Source organism: Bradyrhizobium mercantei (assembly GCF_001982635.1).
Classification (GTDB): domain Bacteria; phylum Pseudomonadota; class Alphaproteobacteria; order Rhizobiales; family Xanthobacteraceae; genus Bradyrhizobium; species Bradyrhizobium mercantei.
Genome location: NZ_MKFI01000008.1, coordinates 374,226 through 400,870 on the forward strand (window position 1 = coordinate 374,226; position 26,645 = coordinate 400,870).

Sequence of the window (26,645 nt, forward strand, 5' to 3'; positions counted from 1 at the left end):
GGACAGATGCCATGACCGATCAAGGCACCGCAGACCTGCTGCAAAAGGCCACCCAATGGTGGTCGACCGACATCATCGACATGAAGCCCGGCGTGATCCGGTTTCGCGGCTTCCCAATCGAGCAATTGATCGGCCGGGTGTCGTTCCCGCAAATGATCTGGCTGATGCTGAAGGGCGATCTGCCGTCGCCCGAGCAAGGCGCGCTGCTGGAGGCCGCGCTCGTCTCCGCCGTCGATCACGGTCCCCAGGCGCCGTCGATCGCGATCGGACGAATGGCCGTGACCTGTGGCCTCCCCCTCAATGGCGCGATGGCCTCGGCCATCAACGTGCTGGACGACATTCACGGCGGCGCCGGCGAACAATGCATGAAGCTCTACTCCGGCATCGCACGCCGTCAGGAGACGGGCGTCGAGCTGAAGACAGCCATCCAGCAAGGCCTCGACGCTTTCGCCGCGGCGCATGGAAAGATCGTGCCCGGCTTCGGACACCGCTTTCATCCGATCGACCCGCGCTCGCCGCGGCTGCTCGAGCTCGTCGACGCGGCCCGCAGCAACGAGGTGGTGTCCGGCCGCTTCGCCGAGATCGGCCGCGGCGTCGAGGCCGAGATGCAGCAGCGCAAGGGCCGCAAGATTCCCATGAACATCGACGGCGCAACCGCCGTGATCTATTCGGAGCTGGGGTTTTCGCCTGCGCTGGGGCGCGGCCTGTTCATCCTCTCGCGTTCCGTGGGCATCCTGGCGCATGCATGGGAGCAATCGCAGCAGGGCGGCCGGATCAAGGGGCCGATGCCACCCGGCATTCCCTATCGCTACACCGGACCGGCTCCGCGGGATTTCGCCAAGTGATCGCATCGCAGACCGGAGGCGGCAATTATCTCGCCGTGCGACCGGACTGGCTGGCGCGCGGCGTCGAGGCGGCGCTCGAACCCGAACTGCCGATCATCGATGCGCACCATCACCTTTGGGACCGGCAAGGCTGGCGGTATCTGTTCGACGAATATCTCGCGGATATCGCCGGCAGCGGCCACAACGTCATGGCGAGCGTCTTCATGCAATGCCAGGCGATGTACCGGGACGTTGGACCGGCCGCGATGCGCGTCGTCGGCGAGACCGAGTTCGTCAACGGCGTCGCGGCCACGAGCGCGAGCGGCAATTACGGACCGCGGCAACTTTGTGCCGGGATCGTCGGCCACGCCGATCTGCGTCTCGGAGACGACGTGACGCCGGTGCTGGAGGCCCACATCGCCGCCGCGCCCGGTCGCTTCAGCGGCATCCGGCACATTACCGTGCGGGACGCGGATCGAAGCCTGATGAATCCGCTGAGTGCCGGTCCGCCCGGGCTGCTCGGCGACAGCGCATTTCGCGCCGGCTTCGCGCGGCTGGCGCCATTGGGGCTGGTGTTCGACGCATGGCTGTTCCACCCGCAAATCTCCGAACTGACCGAACTCGCGCGGGCGTTTCCGCAAACGACAATCGTGCTCGACCATCTCGGCGGGATCGTCGGGATCGGCGCCTATAGGGATCGGCGCGCCGAGATCTTCGCCGAATGGTCGCGCGCCATGCGTGAGCTCGCGGGATGCGAGAATGTCTATGTCAAGCTCGGCGGTCTTGGCATGCGGATCAATGGATTCGGTTTCGAGACGCTGGACGCCCCGCCCGCGTCGGAAGTCCTCGCCGCGGCCTGGCGGCCCTACATCGAGCTTTGCATCGAGGTATTCGGCGCGCAACGATGCATGTTCGAAAGCAATTTTCCGGTCGACAAGGGCTCGTATGGCTATGGGTCGGTGTGGAATGCATTCAAACGCTTGACGCGCCATGTCAGCGAGAGCGATCGCGCGAGCCTGTTCAGTGGGACTGCCGCGCGCGTTTATGGGCTCGCTCTCCCCGGCTGACCACGATGGCCGGCATGGTGGCCGCGGCATCCGTCATGCCGGGCAGCGTGACCTGTTCGAGAAAGTCGCGCCCCCTGGATTTGAGCAGGCTCACGACCCGCTGCGCGGCCGGAGAGAGGTAGCCATCCCGGCGGGTGACGAAACCCAGCGGCCGTCGCATCGTGGTGGTGTCGATCATCAGGCGGTCGAGCTGGCTGCCCAAGCGATGCGGATGCAAATTCCGCGTGGACGTGAAGCTGAGCAGCGCCGTGTCGGCGATCAGCTTGGGCAGCGTCGTGATCGAATTGGTCTCGATCTGGACCATGGGCGGCGCAAGGCCATGCGCTTCGAACACGTTGTCGAGCCACTGGCGCATCGCCACCGTACGGGCCGGCAGCACCCATTTCGCGGCGACCAGGTCCTCGATGGCGAGCCGCTTGCCGCAAAGCGGATGGTCCTTTGCCGCGACCACGACGACGTCGTCCATACCGAACGCCTCGTGACTGAACTCCTGCTCGTCGGACGGAAGGATCGGGCCGATCGCAAGATCCAGCGTTCGCTCGCGCAGCGCCGCCCTGACCACGCCGCTCATTCCGATCTGCACCTCGATCGCAAGGCCCGGCGCGTCGGCGATGATGGCGCGGCAGATCTGGGGCAGCAGGTACTCGCCCATCGTCGCGCCACAGCCGATGCTGACGCGACCGGCGGCACCGGCGGCGAAATCGGTGACCTCGCGCAGCGATTCCTCCATCGCCTCGCGCATCCGCCGGGCCCGCGCCAGCAGCACTTCGCCGACGCGCGTGAGGGTGATCCCGCGACCGGTCCGCTCGAACAGATCGGCGCCCACGGCTTCCTCGAGGCGCTGGATGCATTTGGTCAGCGCGGGTTGCGTGCGGCCGAGCTTGTCCGCGGCCCGGCCCATATGGCCGAGGTCGGCAATCACCTCGAAATAGGTGAGGTCGCGAAGGTCCACTTCTTCCTCCCGGTTATCGGTTCTTGAACATTAGCGATTGGACCGCTGTCCGCTCAGTCTGGCATTTTCGACGCTAACACAGCCGGGCCCCGTCGGGGTAACCGGCCCGCATGCAGGGGAGGATCGGCGGATGACCGAGATCGTAGCCAACGGATCGTTCACGGAGGGCAATCCGGATGCAGGGTTGCTCGCGAGCGCCCTTTCCAAGAATACCTGGCGCCTGGTGCCACTGCTCGGCCTCGCCTATCTCTTCAACTATCTCGACCGCACCAGCGTCGGCTTTGCTGCGCTGCAAATGAACAAGGATATCGGCCTGAGCGCCACGCAATTCGGCTGGGGCGCCGGCATCCTGTTCTTCAGCTACTGCCTGCTGGAAGTTCCCAGCAACATGATGATGTACCGGTTCGGCGCCCGGCGCTGGCTGGCCCGCATCATGATCACCTGGGGCCTTGCCGCTGCCGCAACCGCGTTCGCAGTCGGGCCCTACAGCTTTTACGCGATCCGCTTTCTGCTCGGCGTGTTCGAGGCCGGATTCTTTCCGGGCGTGATCTGGTATCTCTCGATCTGGTTTCCGGAGAAGCACCGCACCGGCGTGCTGGCCCTGTTCATGGCCGCGACGCCGCTCTCCTCGCTGCTCGGCAGCCCGATCTCGGCAGCGCTGCTCGGCATGGATGGATTCTGGGGACTTGCAGGCTGGCAGTGGATGTTCCTGCTCGAAGGCCTGCCGGCTTGCCTGCTCGGAATTCTCTGCCTCGTGCTGCTCGCCGACACGCCCGAGCAGGCCCGCTGGCTCACGCCCGAGGAGCGGCATGCGCTGCTCGCCGCGCTGGCCGGCGACAAGCACGACAAGCCCAAAAAGGATTTGTGGGCCGCCATGCAGGATATCCGCGTGCTGATGCTCACCGCGATCACCTTCGCCTTCACGATCGGCTCCTACGGCATCGGCATCTGGCTGCCATTGATCCTGAAGAGCCACGGTTTGAGCAACATGCAAGTCGGTTGGCTTTCCGCGGTCCCCTATTTGTTCGCGACGATCGGCATGCTGTTCTGGGCGCGTCTCGTCGACCGCAAGGGCCACAAGATCTACAACCTGACGGCCGCGCTGATCCTCGGTGCCCTTGGCCTTGCGCTGTCCGTGCTCTTCAGCTCGCTCGTTCCGGCGCTCGCCTGCCTGACACTGGCGCTGGTCGGCACGATCTCGGCACGCACGGTGTTCTACACGATCCCGCAGAGCTTCCTGACCGGTGCCGCGGCAGCCGGAGGCATCGCGTTCATCAACTCCGTCGGCGCATTCGGCGGCTTCGTCGGTCCTTACATGGTCGGCTTCCTGAAGGACGCGACCGGATCGTTCAACGCCGGCATGATCGGGATGGCGGTGATCCTCGTGCTGGCGACAGGAATCGCCGGCTCGCTCAAACTGGTTGCCGGCAGGATTTGACCAGCAGCGAGTGGATCTTCATCCCTTCTCGGCAGAGAGAAACAGCCGATAGGCCGGATTCTCGCTCTCGTTCCAGTAGGGATAGCCGAGCGCATCCAGCGCCTGCACGAACCGGGCGCGCTCCTGCGGCTTGACCTCGATGCCAGCCAGGATGCGCCCGTAATCAGCGCCGTGATTGCGGTAGTGGAACAGCGAGACGTTCCAATCGGGTGCTAGGCTCTCGAGGAATTTCAGCAACGCGCCGGGACGCTCCGGAAACTCGAAGCGGTAGATCACTTCGTCCTTGAGCAGCGGGGCGCGGCCACCCACCATGTAGCGTACATGGTCCTTGGCCATCTCGTTGTCGCTCAGGTCGAGGATCGGATAGCCCTCTCGCCGCAGCAGCTCCATGACCTCCCGCTTCTCGGCCTCGCCGCGGCTCAGCGCGATGCCGACGAACAGCTGCGCCGGCGCGGTCGTCTCGTTGAAGCGGTAGTTGAACTCCGTGATGGCGCGCGAACCGAGGATACGGATGAAGTGCCGGTAGCTGCCCGGCTTCTCCGGTACGGTCACCGCAAGCAAGGCCTCACGATGCTCGCCGACCTCGGCGCGATCGGCGATGGTGCGCAGCCGGTCGAAATTCAGATTGGCCCCGCTGTTGACGGCGATCAGGCTGCCGTCGCTCAGCGCGCCGCGCTCGGCATAGGCCTTGAGGCCGGCGAGCGCCAATGCTCCCGACGGCTCGGCCACCGATCGCACGTCATCGAAGATGTCCTTGATCGCCGCGCACATCGCGTCGGTATCGACGGTGACGACCTCGTCGAGCAAATCGCGGCAGAGCCGGAACGTCTCGGTTCCGACCTTGCGAACCGCGACGCCGTCGGCGAACAGTCCGACCTGATCCAGCGCGACCACGCTGCCTTTTGCCAACGCCGCCGCCATCGAGGCGGCGTCGGCCGGCTCCACGCCGACGACCTTGATCGACGGATTGAGGAACTTGACGAACGCGGCGACGCCGGCCGCCAGCCCGCCACCGCCGATCGGCACGAAGATCGCTTCGATCGGATCGGGATGCTGCCGCAGGATCTCCATCCCGACGGTCCCCTGGCCGGCAATCACATCCGGGTCGTCGAACGGATGCACGAAGGTCAGGCCGCGCGCGACCTCGATCTCCCTGGCCTTGGTCTGCGCGTCGTCGAAGGCGTCGCCATGCAGCACAACGTCGCCGCCCAGACGCCGGACAGCTTCGACCTTGATGGCGGGCGTCGTCCGCGGCATCACGATCGTCGCGGGAATGCCGAGCTTGCGCGCCGACAGCGCCACGCCCTGCGCGTGATTGCCCGCCGACGCGCAGATCACGCCCAGCCTGCGCTGCGCCTCCGGCAGCCTGACAATCTTGTTGTAGGCGCCGCGAAGCTTGAACGAGAAGATCGGCTGGAAGTCTTCCCGCTTCAGCAGCACGGATCGCGACAAGCGCTCCGAGAGCCGCGGCATCGGGTCGAGCGGCGTCTCGACCGCCACGTCGTAGACGCGGGCGGTGAGGATGCTTTGGGCGTAGTCGTGGAGCGCGTTGGCGGTCATCGGGTCGCTTCTGTCGATGGGAGGCAATCCTTATCGGTTGCACCTGCCCATCATCGGCGCCGACCTGGCGAGCAGACGGCACGGAACCGCCGCTGCATCCAGCGCGAAGCATCGCATGACCGGAGGCGCGAGTGAAGCAAAGACCGGCGGCAGGCGGGGCGCCGCCAAAATATCGAAAACAACCCCATGCAAAGGAGCCGGCGGCGGCCGGGCAACTTGACACGTCGGGCAACTCAGGGATATATTTCTAGTATTCCGAAATCGACCGACGAGCGCCTCCAGCACCGCAGCCGAATCGGTGACCCATCCAAAAATGCTGCCCTGGGTTTGACCGGTTCACGTCATGAGACGTGATGAATTCCATTCCCGGCCGTGGTCACCGGGTGCTTCCCAGCCCGCTTCGGTGACGATCAGGGTGTCCTCGAGCTTGATGTAGCCGCGCGCCGGATGCAGCAGCGCGGTTTCGATCGAGATCACCATGCCGCGCTCGAGCGGCCGGCCGGCGTCATACGGTACGTAAGGCACCGGGCCGGTCGCGGTCAGGCGCGGCGCTTCATGACTGACGAGCCCGATGCCGTGCGCCGTGAAGTCGAGCACGGCGCGATGCGGCGAGGATTTTACCGCCGCTTCGCCTGCCGTAATGATGTCGCCGCCCATGGCGCCCGGCCGGATCACGCGGCGCGAAACCTGCTGGATGTCCTCGATTTCTTGCAACAGTTCGCGCAATTCGGCGTCGGGCTCACCCAAAATGCCCATGCGGCTGAGGTCGCCGATATAGCCCCGGTAGTTTCCGCCGGAATCGATCGAGATCACGTCGCCCTCCTCGAGACGCTGGTTCGACGGCGCACGGTTGTGGCTCTTGCCGCCGGCGATCAGGCAATATTCGAACACGAGATCGCGCTCCTGCTCCTCGCGGCGCAGACGGGCGACGACGTCGTTCTTGCTCATGCCCGGGTCGCAGGCCTTGAACGTCGCCATCATCGCGTCGACGACGCGTACGGACGCCTCCCTGATGAGGTCGAGCTCGGCGGGAGATTTGACGGCACGGAGGCGTTCAAGCGTGAAATGGGCCTCGCGGAATTCGAGATTGCCAAGACCGGCAAGCAGATGATCCCTGGCGTCGGCCGGCAGAAAGCCGGCCTCGATGCCGACGCGCTTTGCCGTGCCGCCCAGCTTTCTTACATGATCGATCGCGAGCGCCATCGCGTCGATCGTCCCCCAGCTGCCTGTCTCGACAAGCGGCGTCCATATCCGTCCGAGCTCATGCTCGAACTTCTCCATGCGGTTGCCGATGTAGATCGAGTTTTCCGGATGTCCTTTCTGATAGACGAACACCGGCAGATAGCGGCTGGTGCCGATCGCCTCCATGACATCGAAGAAAAAGAAACGATAGCCGCCGAGCAGATACTGCACATTGTGACGCGAGGTGGCGATCAGGATGTCGAGCCCCGCCTCGTCCATCAGCCGGTCGAGCTTTGCAGTATCGAACGGCGCCGCAGTTGCGATCGTGTCGAACGCGTTGTCCATGGTTAAGACCTTTCGTTTTCTCAAGTGGCCGTCTTCGCCGCCAGCGACTTCGATGTGGCGCTCGCGCCTGCGTTCTCGCCGAACAGCGCCACCGGACGTCCGTGCGGCTCGACTCCGAGGAACGTAAAGGCAAGCCCGATCAGGAGACCCGCGCCGGCAAGAAAGCAGAACGCCGGCATCACCGCCGCGGCCGTTGCGCTCGGATGCACGAGATTGTCCGCACCGGCGATCAATGCGAGACACAGCGGGCCTACGATCTTGCCGACCCCGTTCGAGAGCTGGGCAAGGCCGACCGCGCGTCCCGAAATCTGGACCGGAAAGATCTCCGCGGGATACGGCCCGATGTTCGAGAACCCGCCGTCGAAGAACACGGCACCGACGGTCAGGAAGACCAGGAACAGCGGCACCGAGCCGGCAAAGTCGTTATGGAAATAAGCCGCCAGCGCCAGCGAAACCGCGGTGCCATAGCCCATCAACTGGCCACACGGCTTGCGGCCGATCCGATGCGCGAGGAAAGCGAAGCCGGTCCGGCCGAGGACGCCGGCGAGGCTGACATAGATGAACATCTTCGCCGCTTCCTGGGGTGCGACGCCAAGCAGCAGCGCCACGATGGTCGGCCCCCACAAGAAGACTCCGTAGTTCGCCGTGCTGGCGCCGAACCAGATCAGCACCGTCAGCCAGAAGCGCCGCTGCTCGGCAAAGAGATCGGCAAATGTCGCCGGATTCGCCGGCGGCAACGTGGGCAGCGTGAACGCATCGCCGCCGACCCGATAGAGTTTCCGGATGCTCGCCTGCGCCTCGCGCACGCGGCCCTTGCTGATCAGCCAGCGCGGCGATTCCGGCATGATGATCATGGTCAGAATTCCGAGGATGATCGGCAGGAAGCCGACCGCCGCCAATCCGCGCCAGCCGACCAATGGCAGCAGGAAGCTCGCCGTCACCGACGCCGACAGCACGCCAAAGGCAACCGGCACGACCACGAGGCTCGTCACCAGCGTGCGATGACGGGTCGGGGCGAATTCGACGATCGCAGGAACCGCCGCCGCCGCGCCCGCGGCAAGGCCGAAGCCGACGAAGAAGCGCAGGATCGCAAACGCGACCCAGCCGTCTTCCGGAATGAACGCGATCGCGCCCGAGGTCAGGCCGCAGAGCATGACGCCGGCAACCGCCAACGGCTTGCGCCCGAAACGATCGGCGAGGAAGCCCGCGACGAACGCCCCGAGCATCGCGCCGATGCCGGCGCTCATCAGCATGATCGAGGTCTGCCCGAACGTCAGGTGCCATTTCGGCGCCAGCACCGAGACCAGGAAGCCGACGACGAAGAAATCGAAGAAATCGACCACGCCTGCCACGGCGAAGATGATGATCGATAACCAATAGCGCGTCGTCACCGGCGCTTCGTCGAACGGCACTGCGTTCGTTTGCTCAACCATGGTCTCCCCCTGTTGTTGTCAAGCTGCCTTCTTTTTTGAATTCAGGAATGCCGTCACCGCCTCCGCCACCTGCTCGGGCGCCTGGATCGAGGCGACGTGGCCGGCGTTCGCGATCGTCCTGGTCTCGACGCAGGCAAGATCGCGGGCGAGCGCAAATGTCTCGGCATTCGGGATCAACCGGTCGTCGCTGCCCGCAAGCAGCAGCGTCGGGCGATCGAAGCCGGTCAGATCGGCGGCGACAGGCTGCGCCAGCAAGGCGCCGCGGCGCGCCTTCTGGCCGTCGTCGCGGTTGGCGCCACGGAAGATGTCGATCAGTTCGGGCCGCGCGCGCAGATAATCCGGCGGGAAGAAGAACTCCGCAATCTTCGGCGCGTTGCCTGCGGTGTCCGCGCGGTAGGACGCGAGTGTGCGGAAGGCATCCGCATTGACGTCGAGCGGGCTCTTGTTGACCTTCCAGGTACTGCTCAGGACCAGGCGATCGATGCTGCCGGGATGGCGCGCCGCCAGCACTTGCGCGATCTGGCCGCCCAGGGAGGTGCCGAAGACATGGGCGCGATCGTACCCGAGTCCCTTGATCAGGGCCGCGGCATCATCGGCCAGGTCGGCCAGCGAATAGGACGACGGGGGATTCCTGGTGGCGCCGGAGTCGCGCTGATCATAGGCGATCACGGTGAAATGCGCCGCCAGCGCCGGCGCAAGATCGTTAAACATCGAGTGATCGGCTTCACCGCCATGCAGCAGCACGATCGGCTCGCCATGTCCGGTTTTCTCGAACGCCGTGATGACGCCGTTGGCTTCGAACGATTGCATCGGAGGCCCCTAGTGCAGCAGTGTTGAAAGCGCGCCGGCCAGCTCCTTCGCCGGATCCGACGGCAGCCACGGCATCCGCCACGCCACATGTCCATCGGGGCGCACCAGCACGGCGCCGCGCATGCCGAGCTGGAAGCCGTCCGCCGGATCCGCCGACGGCAACTGCTTCAGCGACAGCGGCAGGCGGGTCTTCTCCGATACCTGCCGTCCCGCCTCCAGCCATTCGCTGCCGAGCGGCCCGGTGACGACGGTGAATTCCTTGTCGAACCAGTCGAGCGTCGATTTCTTCCGCGAAGGCTCGAGCCACATGTGCGGAAAGCGCGCGCCGGGACGGTCCGTCGGCGTGTAGTAGCGGGAGTTCAACGCCTTCGCGACGGTGCCATCGGGGATCACCGCACCCTCCTCGTAATTGTGCCCGAGGTTCTGACCGATGCTGTGCAGATGATTATCCATGTCGTTGATCCAGAACCTGATGCGGTCTGGATTGCGTGATCGCACGGCGTCGTCGGTCAGACCGAAGCGCAGCCGGTTGCCGTAGCTGAAATTGGCATTGGATTGCGCGATCGGGCGGCGTTCGCTGGAATAGCTGTCGAGCAGCTTCTCATCCGCCAGGCCCTTCAGAACGAAGGCGAGCTTCCAGGCGAGATTGTGTGCGTCCTGAACGCCGGAGTTCAGGCCGAAGCCGCCGGTCGGCGGAAAGCGGTGCGCGCAGTCGCCGACCAGAAACACCCGGCCCTTCCGGAAGGTCTCGGCCACCTGCATGCTGACGCGCCAGATCGAACGGTTCAAAAGCGTGACATCGAGGTCGGGAATGCCGACATGGCCGCGCGCGATCTCGATGAACTCCTGGTCGGTCCACGGCCGCTCGCGATCGTCCTTGGTCAGGCCGATCTGCGTCACGGTCAGCCAGCGATCCCTGCCGTTGGTGTTGAGGATGCCGGCGCGCGGCAGATCGGGCCTTTCGGGGACGATGATGAAGCCGGCGGCCTCGCGCGCAATCGGCAACCGCGACAGATCGGCTCGCCAATACTCGTTCGACATCACCGCCAGCGTGGATGGTCCGACCATTTCGATCCCGGCGCTACGCCGGGTCTGGCTGCCCGCGCCATCCGCGGCGATCAGATAGGTCGCCGTCCACCGCATCACCGCGCCGGTCTTCTCGCAACGGGTCGTTACGTTGACGCCGCTGTTGGTCTCCTCGAACGACTCGCAGGACGTGTTGAACAGGACCGTGGCGTGTTTGGACTTCTCGACCACCCGCAGGATTTCCTCCTCGACGGCGTCCTGGGCGACCAGGCTCTTCCATGCGGGTGTATGACCGACATTCGGCTCGGGACGGGTGCGGCCGAACTCATGTCCCGCGATGCTGTCGAGGAACACGAACATGTCGGAGTTGTCCTGCAGGCCGCGGTCGCGGATCGCCTGCTCGATCCCCCATTGCCGGAAGATCTCCATGGTGCGGACCCAGCAGCCGCGCGACTTGGGATGATCTGTCGTCGTCGGGCTCTTCTCGACCACCACGCAGTCGATGCCGAAGCGATCGAGCAGCAGTGACATCGCAAGCCCTACCGGCCCGCCGCCGGCGATGAATACGGACGTCCGGCGTGCCTCATCGGTGGCGATGCCCATCCTTGTCTCTCCTCGGTTTGATCGTTGCGAGGAGACTGCGCTCTTTTTGGTATCTCACAAGAATATGTTTGATATGGTATCGATCTCGATTTGAGATGGAGCGCCATCATGGACCTGCGGCAGATCCGCTATTTCGTGGCCGTGGCCGAGCGTGGCGGCTTTGCCGCCGCGGCGAGCACGCTGAATGTCGCCCAGTCGGCGCTCAGCCGTCACGTCAAGGAACTCGAGGAGGAATTGGGCGGCGCGCTGCTCGAGCGCGGCGCACGCGGCGTTTCCGTCACGGAATCCGGCAAGGTGCTGCTGGCGCGAGGGCGCTGGCTGCTTGGCACGATCGACGACATCAAGGCCGAGGTACGCACTGAGAATCGTGAGCCGAGCGGCACGGTGCGGATCGGCGCGCCGCCGAGCCTCGGCGACATCCTCTACCCGCCGCTGGCCCGGACATTCGTGACGCAGTTTCCGCGCGTGCGGCTCGAGCTGAACGAGGGCCTGACGGAGAGCGCATCCGAGCGCCTGTTGCGAGGTGAGCTCGATCTGGCGATCGTGACGGCGCCGTCGCCCAACGATCACCTCGACCATGAACTGCTCATGGTCGAACAGGTGTTCCTGATCGGGCCGGCGCGCGATCCGCTGCTGAAGCGCGGCAGGCTGACCCGCAAGGAGTTCGACGCCCTGCCCTCCGCGGTGGCGCCGCTCAGCCGCAACCCGTTCCCGTCGACGATGCTCTGCGCGGTGCGGGTCGACAACAGCACCCCGATGAAGCGCATGGTTGCCGAAGGCCTCGGCTATGCCTTGCTGCCCTTCTCCGGAATTCACCAGGAAGTAGCTGCCGGCGTGCTGTCGGCGGCGCTGTTGCCGTGGATGCGCGCCGACCGCGTCCTGGCATTGCCGCGCGGACGGCCGGTGAGCCGGGCGACGCGCGAGGCGATCACCGCGCTGAAGAAGATCTGCCGCGGCCTGATCGATCAGGGAATTATCCTGACAGCGCCGGTGCGCAAGACCTGAGCGCTCCCTGGCACTCCGGACCACCCGCTGCTTTCGCGCGGTAGCAATCCGCGCGGCCATACTGCTGTTTCCCGGCGGCCGCCCGGGCGACCGGCCGGGCCCAGCCACGTCCAGCTCCGGCTTTCCGGTCGGCCAACCGTCTTGACCATAGTTGTCATGACAACTATAGAGTCGTTCCAAGATTGGCGATCAAGCCGGCTGGTCTCGCCGTGGAACGACGAGAGCCGTGAAACTGCGTTGGCTGCACGGCGACCTTGATGCTCGCCCTGCACGGCCGGCGGCTTGTCGAAGGGAGGACGTGATGAACGCTGCTTCGCAGAACCACGCGGCACGGCTGCGTGAGATTTCCCGGCTGATTGACGACCGGCCCGCCGAGCGCATCTTCGCGGTCGATCGCCGGATCTTCACCGATCCCGAGGTGTTCGACGCCGAGCTTCGGCATATTTTCGAGGCGACGTGGAATTTCATCGGCCTGGAATCGCAGGTCGCGCGGCCCAACGACTTCGTCACCACCCATATCGGCCGGCATCCGATCCTGGTGATGCGGAGTGCCGACGGCAAGGTCGGCGCGTTCCTCAACACCTGCCGGCATCGCGGCACGGTCGTCTGCCCGTTCAAGCAGGGCCGGCAGAAATTCCACGTCTGCCGCTATCACGGCTGGGCCTACGATTCGAGCGGCCGCAATATCTCGGTGACCGAGGAAGCGAGCGGGCAGTATCCGCCGTCGTTCTCCAACCAGAACCACGATCTGCTGCCGGTCGCGCGGCTCGGCGCGTATCGCGGCTTCCTGTTCGCGAGCCTCTCGGCCGACGTTCCGCCGCTGGAAGAGTTTCTCGGCGACACCCGCGCCTTCCTCGACCTCATCATCGACCAGAGCGACAGCGGCGAGGTCGAGTTCGTGCCGGGCGCCAGCACCTATACGTTCGACGCCAACTGGAAGCTGCAGTTCGAGAACGGCCTCGACTACTATCATTTCGCGACCACCCACAGCTCCTATGTCGATATCCTGAAGAAGCGCAATGCCACCGCCGGGCCGGACACCGGATTCACCGCGGAGCCGGAAGGCGAGCAGGAAGGGCAAGGCAGCTTCAGCTTCGACTATGGCCATGCCGTCAACTGGTCGATCAAGCGCACGCAGCTCTATGGCCGGCCGCTCGGCATGGATCCGGCGCGCCTCGACGCCGTACGGCAACGGGTCGGCAGCACCCGCGCCAAGTGGATGCTCCGCCAGCGCAACCTCACGATCTTCCCAAATCTGCAGGTCATCGACATCCTCTCGGCGCAGGTCCGGACCTGGCGGCCGCTGGCGCCCGACAAGACCGAGATGGTGTCGCATTGCCTCGCCCCGGTCGGCGAAAGCGCCGCGGCGCGCACGCTGCGGATTCGCAACTACGAAGACTTCTTCAACGCCTCGGGGCTCGCCAGCTCCGACGACAACGTCATGTATGAGTTCTGCCAGACCGGCTACGAGGCGACCACCGCCGCGCCCACCCAAGGCTATCTGCGCGGCGTCGCAGATGTCGGCCACGGCGACAGCGCGCATTCGCGCGAGCTCGGCATCACCGCGTCGGAATGGTCGTTCGGTCCTACAAGTTTTGGCGGCGAGACCAATTTCCACCCCGGATATCGCGAGTGGCGCAGGCTGTTGCAGCACGCCGCGGGGGAGACGGCGTGATGACAGCCAACACAATCAAGCAAGCGGATGCCCACGCGGTCGCCGCCGCGATCATCTTCCGCGAAGCCCGCCTGCTCGACACCGGCGAATGGGCCGATTGGGTCGCGATGTACAGCGAGGATGCCGTCTATTGGGTGCCGGCATGGCTCGACGAGTACACCACGACCAGCGATCCCGATACGCAGGTCTCGTTGCTCTACCACGATGCGCGGCGCGGGCTGGAGGAGCGGATCGCGCGCATCGAGTCGCGCAAATCGATCACCGCGCTGCCGCTGCCGCGCACCGTGCATCAGATCTCGAACCTGGAGGCGACCGAGACCGGACCTGACCAGATCATCTGTCACTCGGTGTTCTCGGTCCATGTCTACGACCCACGCGTGGCCAGGGAGCATCTGCGTCACGGGCGCTATCAGCACACGCTGAGACGTGAAGGCGACACCTGGAAGATCGCGCGCAAGGTCATCACGCTGGTCAATGACCGGATTCCGACCGTGCTCGATTTCTACAGCATTTGAGAGGGCACATGGCGGATGAAGGAACCTGGCACGACGGTGCCGCACTGAGCGCACTGAACGAAGGCGAGCCGTACGGCATCGAGATCGGCCGTCACCACATCGCGCTCTATCGCGTCGGCACTGAGTACTACGCCACGAGCAATATCTGCACGCACGCGGAGGCGCTGCTGTCCGACGGCATGCTGGACGGCTGCGAGATCGAATGCCCGCTGCATATGGGCCGCTTCGACATCCGAACCGGCGAGGCGCTGACCAATCCGGTCGAGATCGACATCCAGACCTATCCCGTGCGGGTCACAGGCGACAGGCTGGAAGTCTGCCTGCCTGCATAAAGCAACCATCAAATAATCAAAAATCGGGGGAAACAGGAATGACCGAAGTCGTGATGGACAAGGCGGCGATAACGACCGCCGATGCGGAGATCGAACGCACCACGATCCGCAAGGTCGCGCTGCGCCTGATGTGGTTCGTGATGGCGATGTACTTCCTCGCCATTCTCGACCGCGGAAACATCTCCTTTGCCGCGCTGCAGATGAACAAGGAGCTCGGGCTCAATGCCGAGATGTTCGGCATCGCGGTCGGGATCATGTACTTCACCTATTCCATCTTCGAGATCCCGAGCAATCTCATCCTCAGCAAATACGGTGCGCGGGTCACGCTGACGCGGATCGCGATCCTGTGGGGCATCGCCACGGTGCTGATGGCCTTCACCCAGGGGCCGCTGAGCCTCTATGCATTCCGCGGCTTCCTCGGGTTTGCCGAGTCCGGCCTGTTTCCCGGCGTGATGCTGCTGCTCAGCCTGTGGTTTCCGTTCAGCTATCGCGCCCGCTACAACGCGATGTTCAACTATGCGGTGCCGATCTCCTACATCTTCGCCTCGCTGATCTCCGGCGCGATCCTCGAGCTCAATGGAGTGTTCGGGATTTCGGGCTGGAAATGGCTGTTCATCCTCGAAGGCGTGCCGCCCATCATTCTCGGCATCGTCGGCATCTTCTACCTGACCGACCGCCCGCAGCAGGCGAGCTGGCTGTCGACGGCGCAGCGCAACTGGCTGACCGGCGCGCTCGAGCGCGACGCCAAGGCAACCGGCGTGGTGCACGCCGAGGGCGTGCTCCGGACCATCACCAAGCCGATGGTGCTGCTGTTCGGCCTGTGCAATTTCGGCCTGTTCTGCGGGCTGGCGTCGCTGTTCCCCTGGCTGCCGCAGATCATCAAGTCGTTCGGCCTGCCGAACTCGCAGGTCGGCTTCGTGACCGCGATCCCGCCGGTCGCCGGCCTGATCGGCATGATCGCATTGTCGCGGCATTCCGATCATGTCGGCGAGCGCTTCTATTATGCGGCCACGACCTTCGTGATCGCAGCCGCAGGCTTTGCCATCGCCGCCTTTTCGACGTCGCCAGTCTGGATCATCATCGGATTCATGGTCGCCAATGTCGGCGTCTATGGTACGCAGGCGGTGTTCTGGACCATCCCGCAGTCCTACATGTCGCGGCAGAGCGCGCCGGGCGCGATCGGCCTGGTCAGCACGATCGGCAGCATCGGGGGTGCGACGATCCCGATCGTGATCGGACGCGCCAAGGACGCCTCGGGCAGTTTCACCATCGGATTCCTCGTGGTAACAGGCGTTCTCCTCCTCGCGGCGGTCATGGTCCTGATCGCCCGCTCTCAACTCGTGAAAGAATGAAAAGCCGGACTGCATCAAGCCGTACCAAGGCCCCTGCCCCGCGCCGCGCCCCCAAGGAGGACGCGCGCTCCGAACTGGTGATCGATTTCGAACGTTACGTGCCGACAGTGCTCTCGAGCCTGGTCGCAAAACTGCGCGCCAATGCCAATGCGTTCTTCCCGCAGGCCTACGGCGTGTCGCTCGCGGAATGGCGGGTGCTGTCCTTCCTCAGGGAGCACGAGCCCGCCAGCGCCTACGACATCTGGACCAACGCGCAGCTCGACAAGGCCGTCGTCAGCCGCGAGACAACGTCGCTGAAGAAGAAGGGACTGATCGAGCTGACGCCGGTCAGAGGCAGCGCCCGGAACCGGAGCGAGATCCGCCTGACGGCCCAGGGCGTCGCACTGCTCGACCGCAGCCTCGACGAAATCCTGCGCCGGCACAGCAACCTCACGGCCGGCCTCGACGCCAAGGCGCTGGATGCCTTCTTCCGTGTCGTCGATCACATCGAGCGCCGCATTCCGCACATGGCGGATCAGTCCGAACTTGCCGCACCGGCCCATGCGCCGGTCAAACGCATCGCGAAGCGGCGACCGCCGAGGGACGCCTGAAAGCGGCAGGCCGCCAAGACGGCGAACGCGCAGATCGAAATACGAGTCACGTGGCGGTGAGTGCACGACGGAACCGGGCGCAATTTATGTTTCAGTAAGCAAGTTGCAGCTAGGATCGATCAGTGCGTTGCGTATGGGAGACTTCCAGTGATCGACTTTGACGAACTTCGTAGTATCGCCGCGGATGTTCGTATCTTCATCGACGCATCGGAAGACAAGGGCGGTGCCCTCAAGGCCATCGTCGATGCCTATGACGTCGTTCTCGGCATCTTCCCGGCCGGCCCTGGCATGGATCTCCACGTGGTCAAGGGCAACGAGGTCCTCAATCACATCGCGCAGACCCAGGCGTCATCGGGCTTCACCCACACCGCCATCGCATTCCAGACCCGCGAACAGGCTGTGGCGCTTGAGCAACTGATGGCGGCCTAACCACCGGGCGGCGCGCGTCCGGCGGCGCTGATCCGTCAACCGTGCTTCCCTTTTCCGCCTGCCGTGATCCGTACGCGTGCAGCGATCTCGCCACGCGAAACAAATCGGCCTACCCAATTGTCGCAGCTGAGCTAAATCAGTTGGTCTCGCCGGACCAATCACGCTACAGTTGCGGGCGTGGGTCAGCACCTGACGGTCAACACCGGCGAACTTGACGGCTTCGAGGGACTCCACCAGGCCGTCAAGGGATCGCATGTCGAAGTCATGCAGCTTGAGCGCGGCAAGCTGCGCGGCACGTTGTCCCATGTCGGCATCGGCGATTTTTCGCTGAGCATCGGCGCCTTCAATGTCGGGGTCCGGACCCAGCGCATCTCGACCGACCCCAAATTGATCATCGGAATGCTGCTGAATGCGACCGATCGCGTCACGCATTGGGCATTCGACATGCAGCCGGCCGACGTGCTGGTGATTCCGCCATCGGTCGAGCATGACGGGGTCTTTCACAAGGCCTCCTCCTACGCGGCGATTCGCTTCGACATGGCCGACCTGCCCGCCGTGTTCGGCGGCGAGCCGCGGCTCGCCGATGCCGAGACCTGGAACGCGAAGAACCATTATCGCGCCGACCCATCGATCGGCATGAGCGCCGCGGACCGGCTGCCGCAGATCGTCTCGCATCTCGCCCGGTATCCGGACGCGCTGTCGGACGCGTCGGCCGAATTCTGGAAGCGCGCGATCATCGACTGCGTGACGGCGACGGTCGTCACGTCGCTGCCGCCCGACGGCTCGAGCTATCTGCCGTCGGCGATGAAACTGGTGGGCCACGTCGAGGATTATCTGCGCGCAGCGGGCAGCCGCCCGGTCCATGTCTCGGAAATCTGCACCGAGCTACGGCTGTCGCGACGCAGCCTGCACCGCGCGTTCCACGAGGTGTTCGGCGTCGGCCCGGTGACGTTCCTGCGTTACAAGCGGCTCTGCACGGTCCGCTCGATCCTACGCGAAAGCACGCCGGACCAGACCACCGTCTCCAAGGTCGCGCTCGAACAGGGCTTCATCGAGCTCGGGCGCTTCTCGCAATATTACCGCGCGATGTTCGGAGAATACCCTTCGCAGACGCTCGGCTACACCGTTTGAAGCGAAGCGGCCGCGGCGCTCGCACAAACTCATTTCGCCCGCCCCGGATCGCCATTGCCAGACAACACCTGCGCAGCGCCGCCGACGCCGCGGCGGAAGGCTTCATCGAACGTGACGCCGCGGAACTGCCATTTGTAGTCCTTGCCCTGCCAGGCCATCTGCCATCGCGTCGCCCAGCCGAGATCATTGTCATCCCAGACCAGCCGTCCGATCAGCAGCGCCTGGCCGCCTTGCGGCGCGATGATCGAGGTCAGCTTCGCCGGCGGCTGCTTCAACAGCTCGGACGCGGTGACGTTGGCGCTCGTCAGCGCGGATGCGGCCGGCAGCACGACGCGCATGCCGCGCTTGCCGGCCGCGGCCGCGAGCGCGTCGCGCTGCAAATCGGACTGCGTGCCGTCCGATGTGACGATGGTGTCCTTCGGACCGTGCTGCATCTCGACGAAGACGCCGAGCACCGGGCGCTCCGACCGCCACGGCTCGAGACCGAGCTTGGCGAGAATGCCGTCGATCTTATTGTCGTCGAAGGCGACCGTGAGGTCGTAGGGCCGGTCGCGGGTACCCTGCTCGTCGTGATGCGGCTTGCCGGCATATTGATCGTGATAGTCGAAACTGCTGACGAACTCCTTGGCCTTCGATTTGTATGCGGCAAGCCGGCGGTCGCTCGCCAGCGCGGGCTGACCGGAGACCTTGATCAGGACATCCTCCAGGCATGCAGCGAAGCCGATGATGCGGTTCGGCTCGCCCTGGCCGGTGACGACGGTCTGCGCACGGTAGAGGCTCTCGTCCGCCGCCATCGCACCATCACAACAGATCAACGCAGCCGCAAGCAGCGCGCGAACCACGCCGCGTGCACGCATGGCAATCAGATTGTGCTTCCTCTCAAGCAAGGCAGCCATCGTCACCTCCGCTCGGTCACTTCATTGACGGCACAGATTGACGGTATTTCCCGGTAGCGCCAGCCTGTTCGGACATGGGCACCATTCCATCGGCCGCGCTGCGCGCTATGGCCACGCGCGGCAAGCCTGACATATGCTCGGCGCATGTGCGGCGGCGCCGAGGGCGTTGCCCAAAACGAGAACACCGAGGAGACGTCCCGTGAAATGCTATGAGTTGCAAGGCCCCGGCGGCGTCGACGCGCTTGCGCTGGTCGACAAGCCGGTTCCGCAGGCCGGCCCCGGCGAAGTCCTGGTGCGGCTGAAGGCGGCGACGCTGAACTATCGCGACCTGCTCACGGTCAAGGGCGGTTACGGCTCGCGCCAGAAATTTCCGCTGGTACCGGTCTCCGACGGTGCCGGAATCGTCGAGTCGGTCGGCCCCGGAGTGAGAAGTTTCGCGCCCGGCGATCGCGTGATCGGCAGCTTCTTCGAAAGCTGGATCGGCGGCGAGCCGAGCGAGGCGCGGATGCGCGCGGCACTCGGCGGCAGCGTCGACGGCGTTCTGACCGAGTACCGGGTGTTCCCGGCGCACGCGCTGGTGCGCACGCCGGACCATCTCAGCGACATCGAGGCCGCGGCACTGCCATGCGCCGGCCTCACGGCGTGGAGCGCGGTGGTCAAGCTCGGCGACCTCAAGCCGGGGCAGACGGTGCTGACCCAGGGCACCGGCGGCGTCTCGCTGTTCGCGCTGCAATTCGCCAAGATGTGCGGCGCCCGCGTCATCGCGACCTCGTCCAGCGATGCCAAGATCGCGCGGCTGAAGCAGCTCGGCGCCGACGTCACGCTGAACTACAAGACCACGCCCGACTGGGGCAAGAAAGCACGCGAGCTGACCGGGCGCGGCGTCGATCTCGTCGTCGAGGTCGGCGGCGTCGGCACGCTGAACGAGTCGATCCGCGCGACGAAAATCGGCGGCACCATCGCCTTCATCGGCGTGCTCGCCGGCCCTGCCTCGTCCGACTCGCGGCTGCCGCTGATGGTGATGCAGCAGCAGCGGCTGCAAGGCGTCACCGTCGGCTCGATCGAGGACCTGCAGGCGCTGTGCGACGGCATCAGCGTGCACGGCGTCAAGCCCGTGATCGACAAGGTGTTCGCCTTCGACCAGGTCAAGGACGCGTTCGCCCACATGGCGAGCGGCGCGCATTTCGGCAAGGTCGCGATTGCGATCGGCTGACGTACACCACAGCAAGGCCTAGCGCCCCGTGAACTGGGCCTTGCGCTTCTCGACGAAGGCCTGCCGGCCTTCCTTCGCGTCGGCACTTTCGCGGATCACCTGCTGCAGCTCGATCTCGCGGCGGAACTGATCGGCGTAGCTCGCATGCTCGCTCTCCTCGAGCAGCTGCCGCGTCGCGACCAGCGCGCGCGTCGGGCCATCGGCCAATCGGGCGGCGAGCGCCTTCGCCTCGTCGAGCAGCCTTGCATCGTCGACGACGTCGCGCACCAGCCCCCACTCCTTGGCCCGCTCGGCCGGCAGCGGCTCGTTCAGCAGCATCAGGTCGAGTGCGCGCTGGCGGCCGACCAGCCGCGGCAACAGCCAGGTCGAGCCGAGATCGGGCACCAGGCCGATCCGGCTGAACACCTGGATGAAGCTCGCCGAACGCGCGGCCAAAATCATATCGCCGGACATCGCGAGGCTGAAGCCGCCGCCGGCGGCAACGCCATTGACCGCCACCACGACCGGCATGCGGCATTCGCGCAAGGCCTGCATCGCCGGCCAGTAATGCCGCATCACGCCGGTGTAGATGTTGTCGCCGAGCGACTGGAACGCCTTGAGGTTCTGCCCGGAGCAGAAGCCGCGCCCCTCCCCGGTCAGCACCAGCGCGCGGATGCCGGGATCGTGGCTCATCTCGCCGACGGCCTGCGCAAGATCGCCGAGCAGGTCCGGCGTCATCGCGTTCAGGCTGGCGGGATCATTCAACGTCAGGATGCCGACCTTGCCGTCCCGTTCGCGCTTCACACCGCTCATTTTCCGCTCCCTGAAATTGCTTCTTGTTGTTGCACTGACAGTGCCCTGCTTGGCATGCTACGCCAACGTGACCCGCCCGCAACAAGAACAGCGAAAGCAACGCCATGTCCGACCAGTTCTCCAACTCGCAAGTGATCCGCAAGCCGGCCGTCAGCGCCAAGGGCGGCATCGTCGCCGCGCAGTCGCGCAGGGCGGCCGAGGTCGGCGCAGAGGTATTGGCTGCGGGCGGCGATTGCGTCGATGCCGTGATTGCAACCACCTTTGCGCTTGGCGTGGTGGAGCCCTGGATGAGCGGCGCCGGCGGCGGTGGCGCGATGGTGCTGTATCGCGCCCGCGAGAACCGCGTCGAGGTGATCGACTACGGCATGCGCGCCCCCGACGGCCTGCGCATCGAGGACTATCCGCTGACCGGCGGCGCGGCCTCCGACCTGTTCCCCTGGGCACGGGTCAAGGACGACCGCAACCTGCACGGTCCCGGCTCGATCGCGGTGCCCGGCGTCGTCGCGGGCATGGAGGAGGCGCATCGCTGCCACGCCAAAATGCCGTGGAAGGATTTGCTGGCGCCGAGCGTCAAGCTCGCCGCTGAAGGCCTGCTGGTCGATTGGTGGACCACCGCGATGATCGCAAGCTCCGCCGCCGATCTCAGGCGCTATCCCGCTAGCGCGGCGGCCTATCTGCAGGATGGCCTGCCGCCGAATGCGCAATGGGGCATCCGCTCGGTGGTCCGCATGCCGCAGGACAAGCTCAAGGCGACGATGGCGCAGCTCGCGGCCGCAGGCCCGCGCGATTTCTACGAGGGCGATCTGGCGCGCAGCATCGCCGACGATATCCAGGCCGCCGGCGGCGCGCTGTCGGCGCGCGATCTCGCCGCCTTCCGCGCCCATCTGCGCGAGCCGCTGAAAATTCCCTATCGCGGCGGCACGGTCTATGCGACGCCGGAATTGACCGCGGGTCCGACCATGGCGCGCACGCTCGGCCTGCTGCAAAAGGCGTTCGCGCCCGCGCAGGGCGGTCCGGATGCCGCGGCTTATGCCGCCTATGCCGAGGCGCTGCAAGCCGCCTATCGCGAGCGGCTGAAGGACATGGGCGATGTCGACGGCCGCCGCGCGCTCGGCGCGGAAGCGATCGCACCAAGCTGCACCACGCATTTCTCCGCGGTCGACCGCGACGGCAACATGGCCGCGGTGACGCAGACGCTGCTGTCGACCTTTGGCTCCAAATTCGTGACGCCGAACACCGGGCTGACCATGAACAACGGCATCATGTGGTTCGATCCGACGCAAGGCAATCCGAACTCGCTTGCGCCCGGCAAGCGCTGCCTGACCAACTACACGCCTGTCGTGGCGCAGGCCGCCGACGGCCGCACGCTGGCCGTGGGCGCATCCGGCGGCAGGCGTATCCTGCCGGCGATCTCGCAGCTTCTCTCCTTCGTGATGGATTTCGGCATGGATCTCGACGCCGCGATCCACCAGCCGCGGATCGACGCCAGCGAGGGCGCCGTGGTGATCGGCGATGTCCGCCTGCCCGCCAGCGTGCGCGAGGCGCTGCGCGGCCGCTTCGACTTCGAGGAGGCCCGCATTCAGACCCTGCCGATGAAGTTCGCCTGCCCGAGCGTGGTGCTGCGCGAGGGCACCACCAACTCTGGCGCCACCGAGCCGTTCCAGCCCTGGAGCGACGCGGTGGCGGAGGGGTGAGTCAATCGCGGGCGCTCTCCATTCGTCGTCGTGGCGCAAGCCGGGACCCATAACCACCGCATTTGATGATGAGCGGGATCGTGGCCCCGCCTCACGCAACAAGTGAGATTTGGGGTAATGGGTCCTGGCTTACGCCGGGACGACGATGAGGATGGTTTTCGCAGGGTACCGCGCGCTTCATTGCGCACCTCGTCTGTCATCGCCCGGCTTGACCGGTGTAGATGGGGACAAGACTCCCTCCCCGCGTCGTCCCTGCGAAAGCAGGGACCCATACTCCGCGGCGGATATTGTAATCGGGACTCGTCGTTCCACCATCATTCAACAACAACCATTTGTGGTTATGGGGTCCCTGCTTTCGCAGGGACGACATCGAATATGTGGCACGCGCGGGGCCTGACAGGTTTTGCTGATTTGCCCGTCGTGTCCAATCGGCAACGCGATCGGGCGGACGCCGCGATGTAGCCGCGAATCCGTCGCTGAGATATAGTCGGAAGCCATGTTCAACGATGAGCTGGAGCACAGCCGGATGATTACCTGCTACCTGCGCTACGAGATCAGACTGGGCAAGCTCGCCGACTTTGAAACTTACGCGGCCATGTGGCTCGAGCTGGTGCCGCGGTTTGGCGGTATCCATCACGGCTATTTCTTGCCGTCCGAAGGCGCGAGCGACGTCGCGCTGGCGATGTTCAGCTTTCCGAGCCTCGCCGCCTACGAGCAATACCGGAAGGATTCCGCTGCCGATCCGGACGTTCAGAAAGCGATCGCTTTCGCAAAGGAGACCGGCTGCTTCACGCGCTATGATCGGTCGTTCTTCCGGCCATTGTTTCCGAAGACGGCTTGAGGTCCGGGACGGTCCACTGGGCCTGATGACAAGCAAGGGTGATCGGCTTGAGCAATGCAAGCGCAGACGCGCCGCCCGGCGCGCAACTCCTTGGACGCGAGTGGCTGGGCTTCGACGGTGAAACCGCCTCGATCCGCTTCGAGGCGCAGCCCTCGTTCACGAATCGGCATGGCACGATCCAGGGCGGCTTCCTCGCCGCGATGCTGGACTCGGCCACGGGGCTCGGCGCGCTGGCGGCGCTTCCTCCGACGCGCACCGTGGTGACCAAAACCCTCACCACGCGATTCCTCAAGCCGGCGCGCGTCGGCCCGATCATGGCCAAGGCGAAAATCGTTTCGCAAACCGACCACGACATGGTCGTCGCGGCCGACCTGATCGACGCGGAGAACGTGACGGTCGCGACCGCGACCGCCGAGCTGCGGATTCTGGACAAGCGATAGCCATGCGCCGTCAATCCTTCGTGCTGTCGGCTCTGCTGTTGCTTGCGGCATCCGCCGCACAGGCGGCCGGACTACGGTTTTTCGACGTTCCCGCCGGCCCTGACGGGCCTGCGATCCGGGGAGTGGCATGGGCCCCCTGCGCCGAGACGCCACGCGAGATCGATGCCCGCGGCGGCAGAACGTTCTTCGGCGTGAGCGACTGCCCTATCATGGGAACCAAGCTGCCGCTGATCGTGATCTCGCATGGCAGGCGCGGATGGCTTGGCGGTCATCACGACACCGCGGGCGCACTGGCGGATGCCGGCTTCATCGTTGTGACGATCAACCATCCGACCGACACCGAACGCGACACCAGCGGCACCGACAGTCTTGCCGTGACGGTCGAGCGGCCCGCCGACATCAAGCGTGCGATCGATTACGCACTCGGAGGCTGGCCTGATGCGGCGCGCATCGATGCCGGGCGGATCGGTCTCTACGGCTTCTCCTGGGGCGGATACACCGGCCTTGCCGCGATCGGCGCCGTACCCGATCTCCGCAAGGGCCTGCCGAGTTGCCAGACGTCGAGCTTGCGGGCCTGCAAGGAACTCGAAGAAGGACAGATCCCGAGCGGGCCGGTGATCCACGATCCACGGATCAAGGCCGCAATCATCGTCGATCCCTACCCGGTGCTGTTTTTTCCGGCGGAGAATCTGAAAGCTGTCACGATACCGGTGCAGCTCTGGAGCTCGGACCCCGCGCAAGGCAGCGACGGCCTGTCCGGTTGCTGCGCGGCCGACATCAAGGAAAAGCTGCCGTCGAAGCCGGACTTTCACCCGGTGAAGGACGCAAAACACTTCTCCTTCCTCGCGCTCTGCACGTCGAAGGAGGCCGAGAAGATGCCGAGCATCTGCACAGACGCGCCCGGCTTCGATCGCGCCGCGTTTCACCAGCGCTTCCACGCCGAGGCCATTGCGTTCTTCAGAACGCATCTGGGCGAAGCTGGAACGCGATAGCGAACATCGGACGGAGAAGGATGAAGTCTGCCGGCTCCTCCTCGTAGCTCATTTGCCTTAGGCAGCTTCCTCCGCGAGAGCCACATCGAAGCCGACCCTTGGAAAGTGAAGATTCACTTTGCCAACCGAGGGGTCTTCGTGCCGGATCACGATCTCGTCGGCGGTCCAGGCGAGCAGGCTCCCATGCACGGGATTGCCGTAATCATCCGGCGTGACACTGACCCGGTCGCCCCGCCGAATTCCAACGTTCTTCGCTTCCGATGACCAGCCGTCAGGGTCGTTCGGTTGATGGGCGCGGGCGATTTCGATCGCCTCGTCCGGCGTCATGTCGGTGTGCTTGCCGTGCCCGAGAGCCGCAACGCGCGCATACCAGGGATCGACGAGGCCGGAGAACGCGATCAGCTCCGCGATCTCCGGACCGCCATTCTGGCGTGCAAACCAGATCGGATGATAGGCCGACAAGTCCGCCGCGGAAGGATCGCTGCCGAGGGCGAACTCGCGGCCATCGGCCAGAACTTCGGCGAGCCAGGCGAGATGCGCATTGAGCCGCTGCAGGTATATCGCCCGCTTGGGAAGCAGCGCTTGCGGATCCAGATTGACACGGAACAGCGGGCGCCGTTCGTCGACGAGCTCTTGGGGAATTTTACCACTCATGTTGCCGATGGTCAGGCATACGGCGTTCATGAACGAGCCTTTCTCGATCCACCAGCCGAAGGCCTTGGCGAGACCTTCCTGTCCTTTGGGATAGAGTGCGCCCGATCCGCCCAGCTTCTCGATGACACGAAGAATGAGAAGCGTGTCGCAGTAGAACTCCGCTCCGATCTGGAGGATCGGCGTGCGCCGGTAGCCTCCCGTCATCGGCGTGAGCTTGGGACGCGGCGTCCAGATCGGAATCTCGACCGAGCGCCAGCCCTGGCCCTTGAGCCCCAGCGCCAGGCGCGTCTTCTCCGAATAAGGCGAGAGCTGGTAGTGGTGCAGAATGACCTCGGACATGGGCTTCTCTCCCTGGGTTTGAGCTTGAACTGGCCTATTTCTGCGCTGCGGACAGCTCCACGCCGAGAAATTCGAACGCTGTGTCGCCGTTGGTCCAACCGTGCAGCGTATTCGGCTGGAAGACGATCACGTCATCCGGCTTGTAGGTGATCTCGCCGATCTGCCCGCCGCCCTTGTCGTTCAAGGACAGCTTGCCGCTTCCGCTGATGACATAGAGAACGTAGGGCAACGGGCCTTCGTGAATTGCGATCGAGCCCTTCGCATCCACATGCCCGCGCATCACGTGCGCCGCGGCCCCGGGCAGTTCGTAGAGCATTCCATAGTTGAAGCCCTGGTTCGTCTTGCCGTTCGGCATGACCGGCACGGCGGCGAGCACGGCCGCTTCTTTCTTCACGGCGATCGCCTTGTTTCCCTCGCCGTTCTCGATGACATAGACTCCGCCGGCGCAAGCCGGCATCGTGGCGCCAAGCGCAATCAGCGACGCCGCAGCACAAAATAGACCACGCATTTCTTCC

26 protein-coding genes are annotated in these 26,645 nt (G+C 65.0%); 16 read left to right on the plus strand and 10 right to left on the minus strand.

Features of this window, described 5'->3' with window-relative positions; genetic code table 11:
• Window positions 1-11: 11 nt before the first annotated feature.
• Both BI327_RS34535 and BI327_RS34540 read left to right on the plus strand, forming a co-directional pair.
• Window positions 12-845, plus strand: a complete 834-nt coding sequence (locus BI327_RS34535) for a citryl-CoA lyase (protein WP_076865823.1) — start codon at window positions 12-14, stop codon at window positions 843-845.
• Window positions 842-1,891: an amidohydrolase family protein gene (locus BI327_RS34540; protein ID WP_245335018.1), complete on the plus strand. Its 1,050-nt coding sequence runs from the start codon at window positions 842-844 to the stop codon at window positions 1,889-1,891. The genes BI327_RS34535 and BI327_RS34540 overlap by 4 nt, the downstream gene beginning before the upstream one ends.
• Here the strand turns inward: BI327_RS34540 and BI327_RS34545 are convergent.
• Window positions 1,845-2,843, minus strand: a complete 999-nt coding sequence (locus BI327_RS34545; RefSeq protein ID WP_083742314.1) for a LysR family transcriptional regulator — start codon at window positions 2,841-2,843, stop codon at window positions 1,845-1,847. The genes BI327_RS34540 and BI327_RS34545 overlap by 47 nt on opposite strands.
• 130 nt (window positions 2,844-2,973) lie before the next feature.
• Between BI327_RS34545 and BI327_RS34550 the strand changes: the two genes are divergently transcribed.
• Window positions 2,974-4,281 (plus strand): MFS transporter, encoded by a 1,308-nt coding sequence (locus BI327_RS34550; protein WP_076865824.1) that lies wholly within the window; start codon window positions 2,974-2,976, stop codon window positions 4,279-4,281.
• An 18-nt stretch (window positions 4,282-4,299) separates the two neighbouring features.
• Here BI327_RS34550 and ilvA read toward each other — a convergent pair whose 3' ends face one another.
• The 5 genes from ilvA to BI327_RS34575 all read right to left on the minus strand — a co-directional run bounded on the left by ilvA (window position 4,300) and on the right by BI327_RS34575 (window position 11,240).
• Complete coding sequence (gene ilvA / locus BI327_RS34555) at window positions 4,300-5,841, minus strand: threonine ammonia-lyase, biosynthetic (protein WP_076865825.1); 1,542 nt, start codon at window positions 5,839-5,841, stop codon at window positions 4,300-4,302.
• A 336-nt stretch (window positions 5,842-6,177) separates the two neighbouring features.
• Window positions 6,178-7,368 carry a M24 family metallopeptidase gene (locus tag BI327_RS34560; RefSeq protein WP_076865826.1) on the minus strand — a complete coding sequence of 397 codons (1,191 nt, stop codon included), beginning with the start codon at window positions 7,366-7,368 and terminating at the stop codon, window positions 6,178-6,180.
• Window positions 7,369-7,388: 20 nt separating this feature from the next.
• Window positions 7,389-8,801, minus strand: a complete 1,413-nt coding sequence (locus tag BI327_RS34565; RefSeq protein WP_076865827.1) for an MFS transporter — start codon at window positions 8,799-8,801, stop codon at window positions 7,389-7,391.
• Between the two features lie 18 nt (window positions 8,802-8,819).
• Window positions 8,820-9,611: an alpha/beta fold hydrolase gene (locus BI327_RS34570; protein ID WP_076865828.1), complete on the minus strand. Its 792-nt coding sequence runs from the start codon at window positions 9,609-9,611 to the stop codon at window positions 8,820-8,822.
• Between the two features lie 9 nt (window positions 9,612-9,620).
• On the minus strand, window positions 9,621-11,240 hold the full coding sequence (locus BI327_RS34575; protein ID WP_076865829.1) for an FAD-dependent monooxygenase: 1,620 nt from the start codon (window positions 11,238-11,240) through the stop codon (window positions 9,621-9,623).
• A 108-nt stretch (window positions 11,241-11,348) separates the two neighbouring features.
• On the opposite strand from BI327_RS34575, the gene BI327_RS34580 reads away from it, so the two are divergent.
• The 8 genes from BI327_RS34580 to BI327_RS34615 all read left to right on the plus strand — a co-directional run bounded on the left by BI327_RS34580 (window position 11,349) and on the right by BI327_RS34615 (window position 18,269).
• Window positions 11,349-12,245, plus strand: a complete 897-nt coding sequence (locus BI327_RS34580) for a LysR family transcriptional regulator (protein WP_076865830.1) — start codon at window positions 11,349-11,351, stop codon at window positions 12,243-12,245.
• A gap of 301 nt (window positions 12,246-12,546) precedes the next feature.
• Window positions 12,547-13,920, plus strand: a complete 1,374-nt coding sequence (locus BI327_RS34585) for an aromatic ring-hydroxylating oxygenase subunit alpha (RefSeq protein WP_076865831.1) — start codon at window positions 12,547-12,549, stop codon at window positions 13,918-13,920.
• On the plus strand, window positions 13,920-14,435 hold the full coding sequence (locus BI327_RS34590; RefSeq protein WP_076865911.1) for an aromatic-ring-hydroxylating dioxygenase subunit beta: 516 nt from the start codon (window positions 13,920-13,922) through the stop codon (window positions 14,433-14,435). The genes BI327_RS34585 and BI327_RS34590 overlap by 1 nt, the downstream gene beginning before the upstream one ends.
• An 8-nt stretch (window positions 14,436-14,443) precedes the next feature.
• Complete coding sequence (locus BI327_RS34595; RefSeq protein WP_076865832.1) at window positions 14,444-14,767, plus strand: non-heme iron oxygenase ferredoxin subunit; 324 nt, start codon at window positions 14,444-14,446, stop codon at window positions 14,765-14,767.
• 38 nt (window positions 14,768-14,805) lie between these two features.
• Complete coding sequence (locus BI327_RS34600) at window positions 14,806-16,119, plus strand: MFS transporter (RefSeq protein WP_076865833.1); 1,314 nt, start codon at window positions 14,806-14,808, stop codon at window positions 16,117-16,119.
• Window positions 16,116-16,709 (plus strand): MarR family winged helix-turn-helix transcriptional regulator, encoded by a 594-nt coding sequence (locus BI327_RS34605; protein WP_076865834.1) that lies wholly within the window; start codon window positions 16,116-16,118, stop codon window positions 16,707-16,709. Before BI327_RS34600 ends, BI327_RS34605 begins: the two co-directional genes overlap by 4 nt.
• Window positions 16,710-16,856: 147 nt before the next feature.
• Window positions 16,857-17,138: a hypothetical protein gene (locus tag BI327_RS34610; protein WP_021079000.1), complete on the plus strand. Its 282-nt coding sequence runs from the start codon at window positions 16,857-16,859 to the stop codon at window positions 17,136-17,138.
• A gap of 177 nt (window positions 17,139-17,315) precedes the next feature.
• Complete coding sequence (locus tag BI327_RS34615; protein ID WP_076865835.1) at window positions 17,316-18,269, plus strand: helix-turn-helix domain-containing protein; 954 nt, start codon at window positions 17,316-17,318, stop codon at window positions 18,267-18,269.
• 29 nt (window positions 18,270-18,298) lie between these two features.
• Here BI327_RS34615 and BI327_RS34620 read toward each other — a convergent pair whose 3' ends face one another.
• A complete protein-coding gene (locus BI327_RS34620; protein WP_083742315.1) occupies window positions 18,299-19,165 on the minus strand; it encodes a DUF2066 domain-containing protein in 867 nt (288 codons plus the stop codon).
• 199 nt (window positions 19,166-19,364) lie between these two features.
• Here BI327_RS34620 and BI327_RS34625 point away from each other — a divergent pair, with 199 nt between their 5' ends.
• Window positions 19,365-20,378: a zinc-dependent alcohol dehydrogenase family protein gene (locus tag BI327_RS34625; RefSeq protein ID WP_076865836.1), complete on the plus strand. Its 1,014-nt coding sequence runs from the start codon at window positions 19,365-19,367 to the stop codon at window positions 20,376-20,378.
• Window positions 20,379-20,396: 18 nt separating this feature from the next.
• On the opposite strand, the gene BI327_RS34630 is transcribed toward BI327_RS34625, so the two are convergent.
• Window positions 20,397-21,170, minus strand: coding sequence for an enoyl-CoA hydratase-related protein (locus tag BI327_RS34630; RefSeq protein WP_076865837.1), 774 nt, complete (start codon window positions 21,168-21,170; stop codon window positions 20,397-20,399).
• A gap of 104 nt (window positions 21,171-21,274) precedes the next feature.
• Here BI327_RS34630 and BI327_RS34635 point away from each other — a divergent pair, with 104 nt between their 5' ends.
• The 4 genes from BI327_RS34635 to BI327_RS34650 all read left to right on the plus strand — a co-directional run bounded on the left by BI327_RS34635 (window position 21,275) and on the right by BI327_RS34650 (window position 25,137).
• Window positions 21,275-22,864, plus strand: coding sequence for a gamma-glutamyltransferase (locus BI327_RS34635; RefSeq protein ID WP_076865838.1), 1,590 nt, complete (start codon window positions 21,275-21,277; stop codon window positions 22,862-22,864).
• Between the two features lie 526 nt (window positions 22,865-23,390).
• On the plus strand, window positions 23,391-23,705 hold the full coding sequence (locus BI327_RS34640) for an NIPSNAP family protein (RefSeq protein ID WP_076865913.1): 315 nt from the start codon (window positions 23,391-23,393) through the stop codon (window positions 23,703-23,705).
• Window positions 23,706-23,752: 47 nt separating this feature from the next.
• Window positions 23,753-24,145, plus strand: a complete 393-nt coding sequence (locus tag BI327_RS34645) for a PaaI family thioesterase (RefSeq protein WP_394329906.1) — start codon at window positions 23,753-23,755, stop codon at window positions 24,143-24,145.
• 2 nt (window positions 24,146-24,147) lie between these two features.
• Complete coding sequence (locus BI327_RS34650) at window positions 24,148-25,137, plus strand: alpha/beta hydrolase family protein (RefSeq protein WP_076865840.1); 990 nt, start codon at window positions 24,148-24,150, stop codon at window positions 25,135-25,137.
• Between the two features lie 57 nt (window positions 25,138-25,194).
• Here the strand turns inward: BI327_RS34650 and BI327_RS34655 are convergent, their stop codons facing one another.
• The gene (locus tag BI327_RS34655; protein WP_076865841.1) at window positions 25,195-26,130 is read right to left on the minus strand and encodes a glutathione S-transferase family protein; all 936 of its coding nucleotides are present in this window, start codon (window positions 26,128-26,130) and stop codon (window positions 25,195-25,197) included.
• A gap of 34 nt (window positions 26,131-26,164) precedes the next feature.
• Complete coding sequence (locus BI327_RS34660; RefSeq protein ID WP_076865842.1) at window positions 26,165-26,638, minus strand: cupin domain-containing protein; 474 nt, start codon at window positions 26,636-26,638, stop codon at window positions 26,165-26,167.
• Window positions 26,639-26,645 lie beyond the last annotated feature (7 nt).

What these genes read in the sequence shown, in the direction of transcription:
- BI327_RS34535 (WP_076865823.1), top strand. Translation starts at nt 12, where the DNA reads ATGACCGATCAAGGCACCGCAGACCTGCTGCAAAAGGCCACCCAATGG.
- BI327_RS34550 (WP_076865824.1), top strand. Translation starts at nt 2,974, where the DNA reads ATGACCGAGATCGTAGCCAACGGATCGTTCACGGAGGGCAATCCGGAT.
- ilvA (WP_076865825.1), bottom strand. Translation starts at nt 5,841, where the DNA reads ATGACCGCCAACGCGCTCCACGACTACGCCCAAAGCATCCTCACCGCC.
- BI327_RS34560 (WP_076865826.1), bottom strand. Translation starts at nt 7,368, where the DNA reads ATGGACAACGCGTTCGACACGATCGCAACTGCGGCGCCGTTCGATACT.
- BI327_RS34565 (WP_076865827.1), bottom strand. Translation starts at nt 8,801, where the DNA reads ATGGTTGAGCAAACGAACGCAGTGCCGTTCGACGAAGCGCCGGTGACG.
- BI327_RS34570 (WP_076865828.1), bottom strand. Translation starts at nt 9,611, where the DNA reads ATGCAATCGTTCGAAGCCAACGGCGTCATCACGGCGTTCGAGAAAACC.
- BI327_RS34575 (WP_076865829.1), bottom strand. Translation starts at nt 11,240, where the DNA reads ATGGGCATCGCCACCGATGAGGCACGCCGGACGTCCGTATTCATCGCC.
- BI327_RS34580 (WP_076865830.1), top strand. Translation starts at nt 11,349, where the DNA reads ATGGACCTGCGGCAGATCCGCTATTTCGTGGCCGTGGCCGAGCGTGGC.
- BI327_RS34585 (WP_076865831.1), top strand. Translation starts at nt 12,547, where the DNA reads ATGAACGCTGCTTCGCAGAACCACGCGGCACGGCTGCGTGAGATTTCC.
- BI327_RS34590 (WP_076865911.1), top strand. Translation starts at nt 13,920, where the DNA reads ATGACAGCCAACACAATCAAGCAAGCGGATGCCCACGCGGTCGCCGCC.
- BI327_RS34595 (WP_076865832.1), top strand. Translation starts at nt 14,444, where the DNA reads ATGGCGGATGAAGGAACCTGGCACGACGGTGCCGCACTGAGCGCACTG.
- BI327_RS34600 (WP_076865833.1), top strand. Translation starts at nt 14,806, where the DNA reads ATGACCGAAGTCGTGATGGACAAGGCGGCGATAACGACCGCCGATGCG.
- BI327_RS34605 (WP_076865834.1), top strand. Translation starts at nt 16,116, where the DNA reads ATGAAAAGCCGGACTGCATCAAGCCGTACCAAGGCCCCTGCCCCGCGC.
- BI327_RS34620 (WP_083742315.1), bottom strand. Translation starts at nt 19,165, where the DNA reads ATGGCTGCCTTGCTTGAGAGGAAGCACAATCTGATTGCCATGCGTGCA.
- BI327_RS34630 (WP_076865837.1), bottom strand. Translation starts at nt 21,170, where the DNA reads ATGAGCGGTGTGAAGCGCGAACGGGACGGCAAGGTCGGCATCCTGACG.
- BI327_RS34635 (WP_076865838.1), top strand. Translation starts at nt 21,275, where the DNA reads ATGTCCGACCAGTTCTCCAACTCGCAAGTGATCCGCAAGCCGGCCGTC.
- BI327_RS34640 (WP_076865913.1), top strand. Translation starts at nt 23,391, where the DNA reads ATGATTACCTGCTACCTGCGCTACGAGATCAGACTGGGCAAGCTCGCC.
- BI327_RS34650 (WP_076865840.1), top strand. Translation starts at nt 24,148, where the DNA reads ATGCGCCGTCAATCCTTCGTGCTGTCGGCTCTGCTGTTGCTTGCGGCA.
- BI327_RS34655 (WP_076865841.1), bottom strand. Translation starts at nt 26,130, where the DNA reads ATGTCCGAGGTCATTCTGCACCACTACCAGCTCTCGCCTTATTCGGAG.
- BI327_RS34660 (WP_076865842.1), bottom strand. Translation starts at nt 26,638, where the DNA reads ATGCGTGGTCTATTTTGTGCTGCGGCGTCGCTGATTGCGCTTGGCGCC.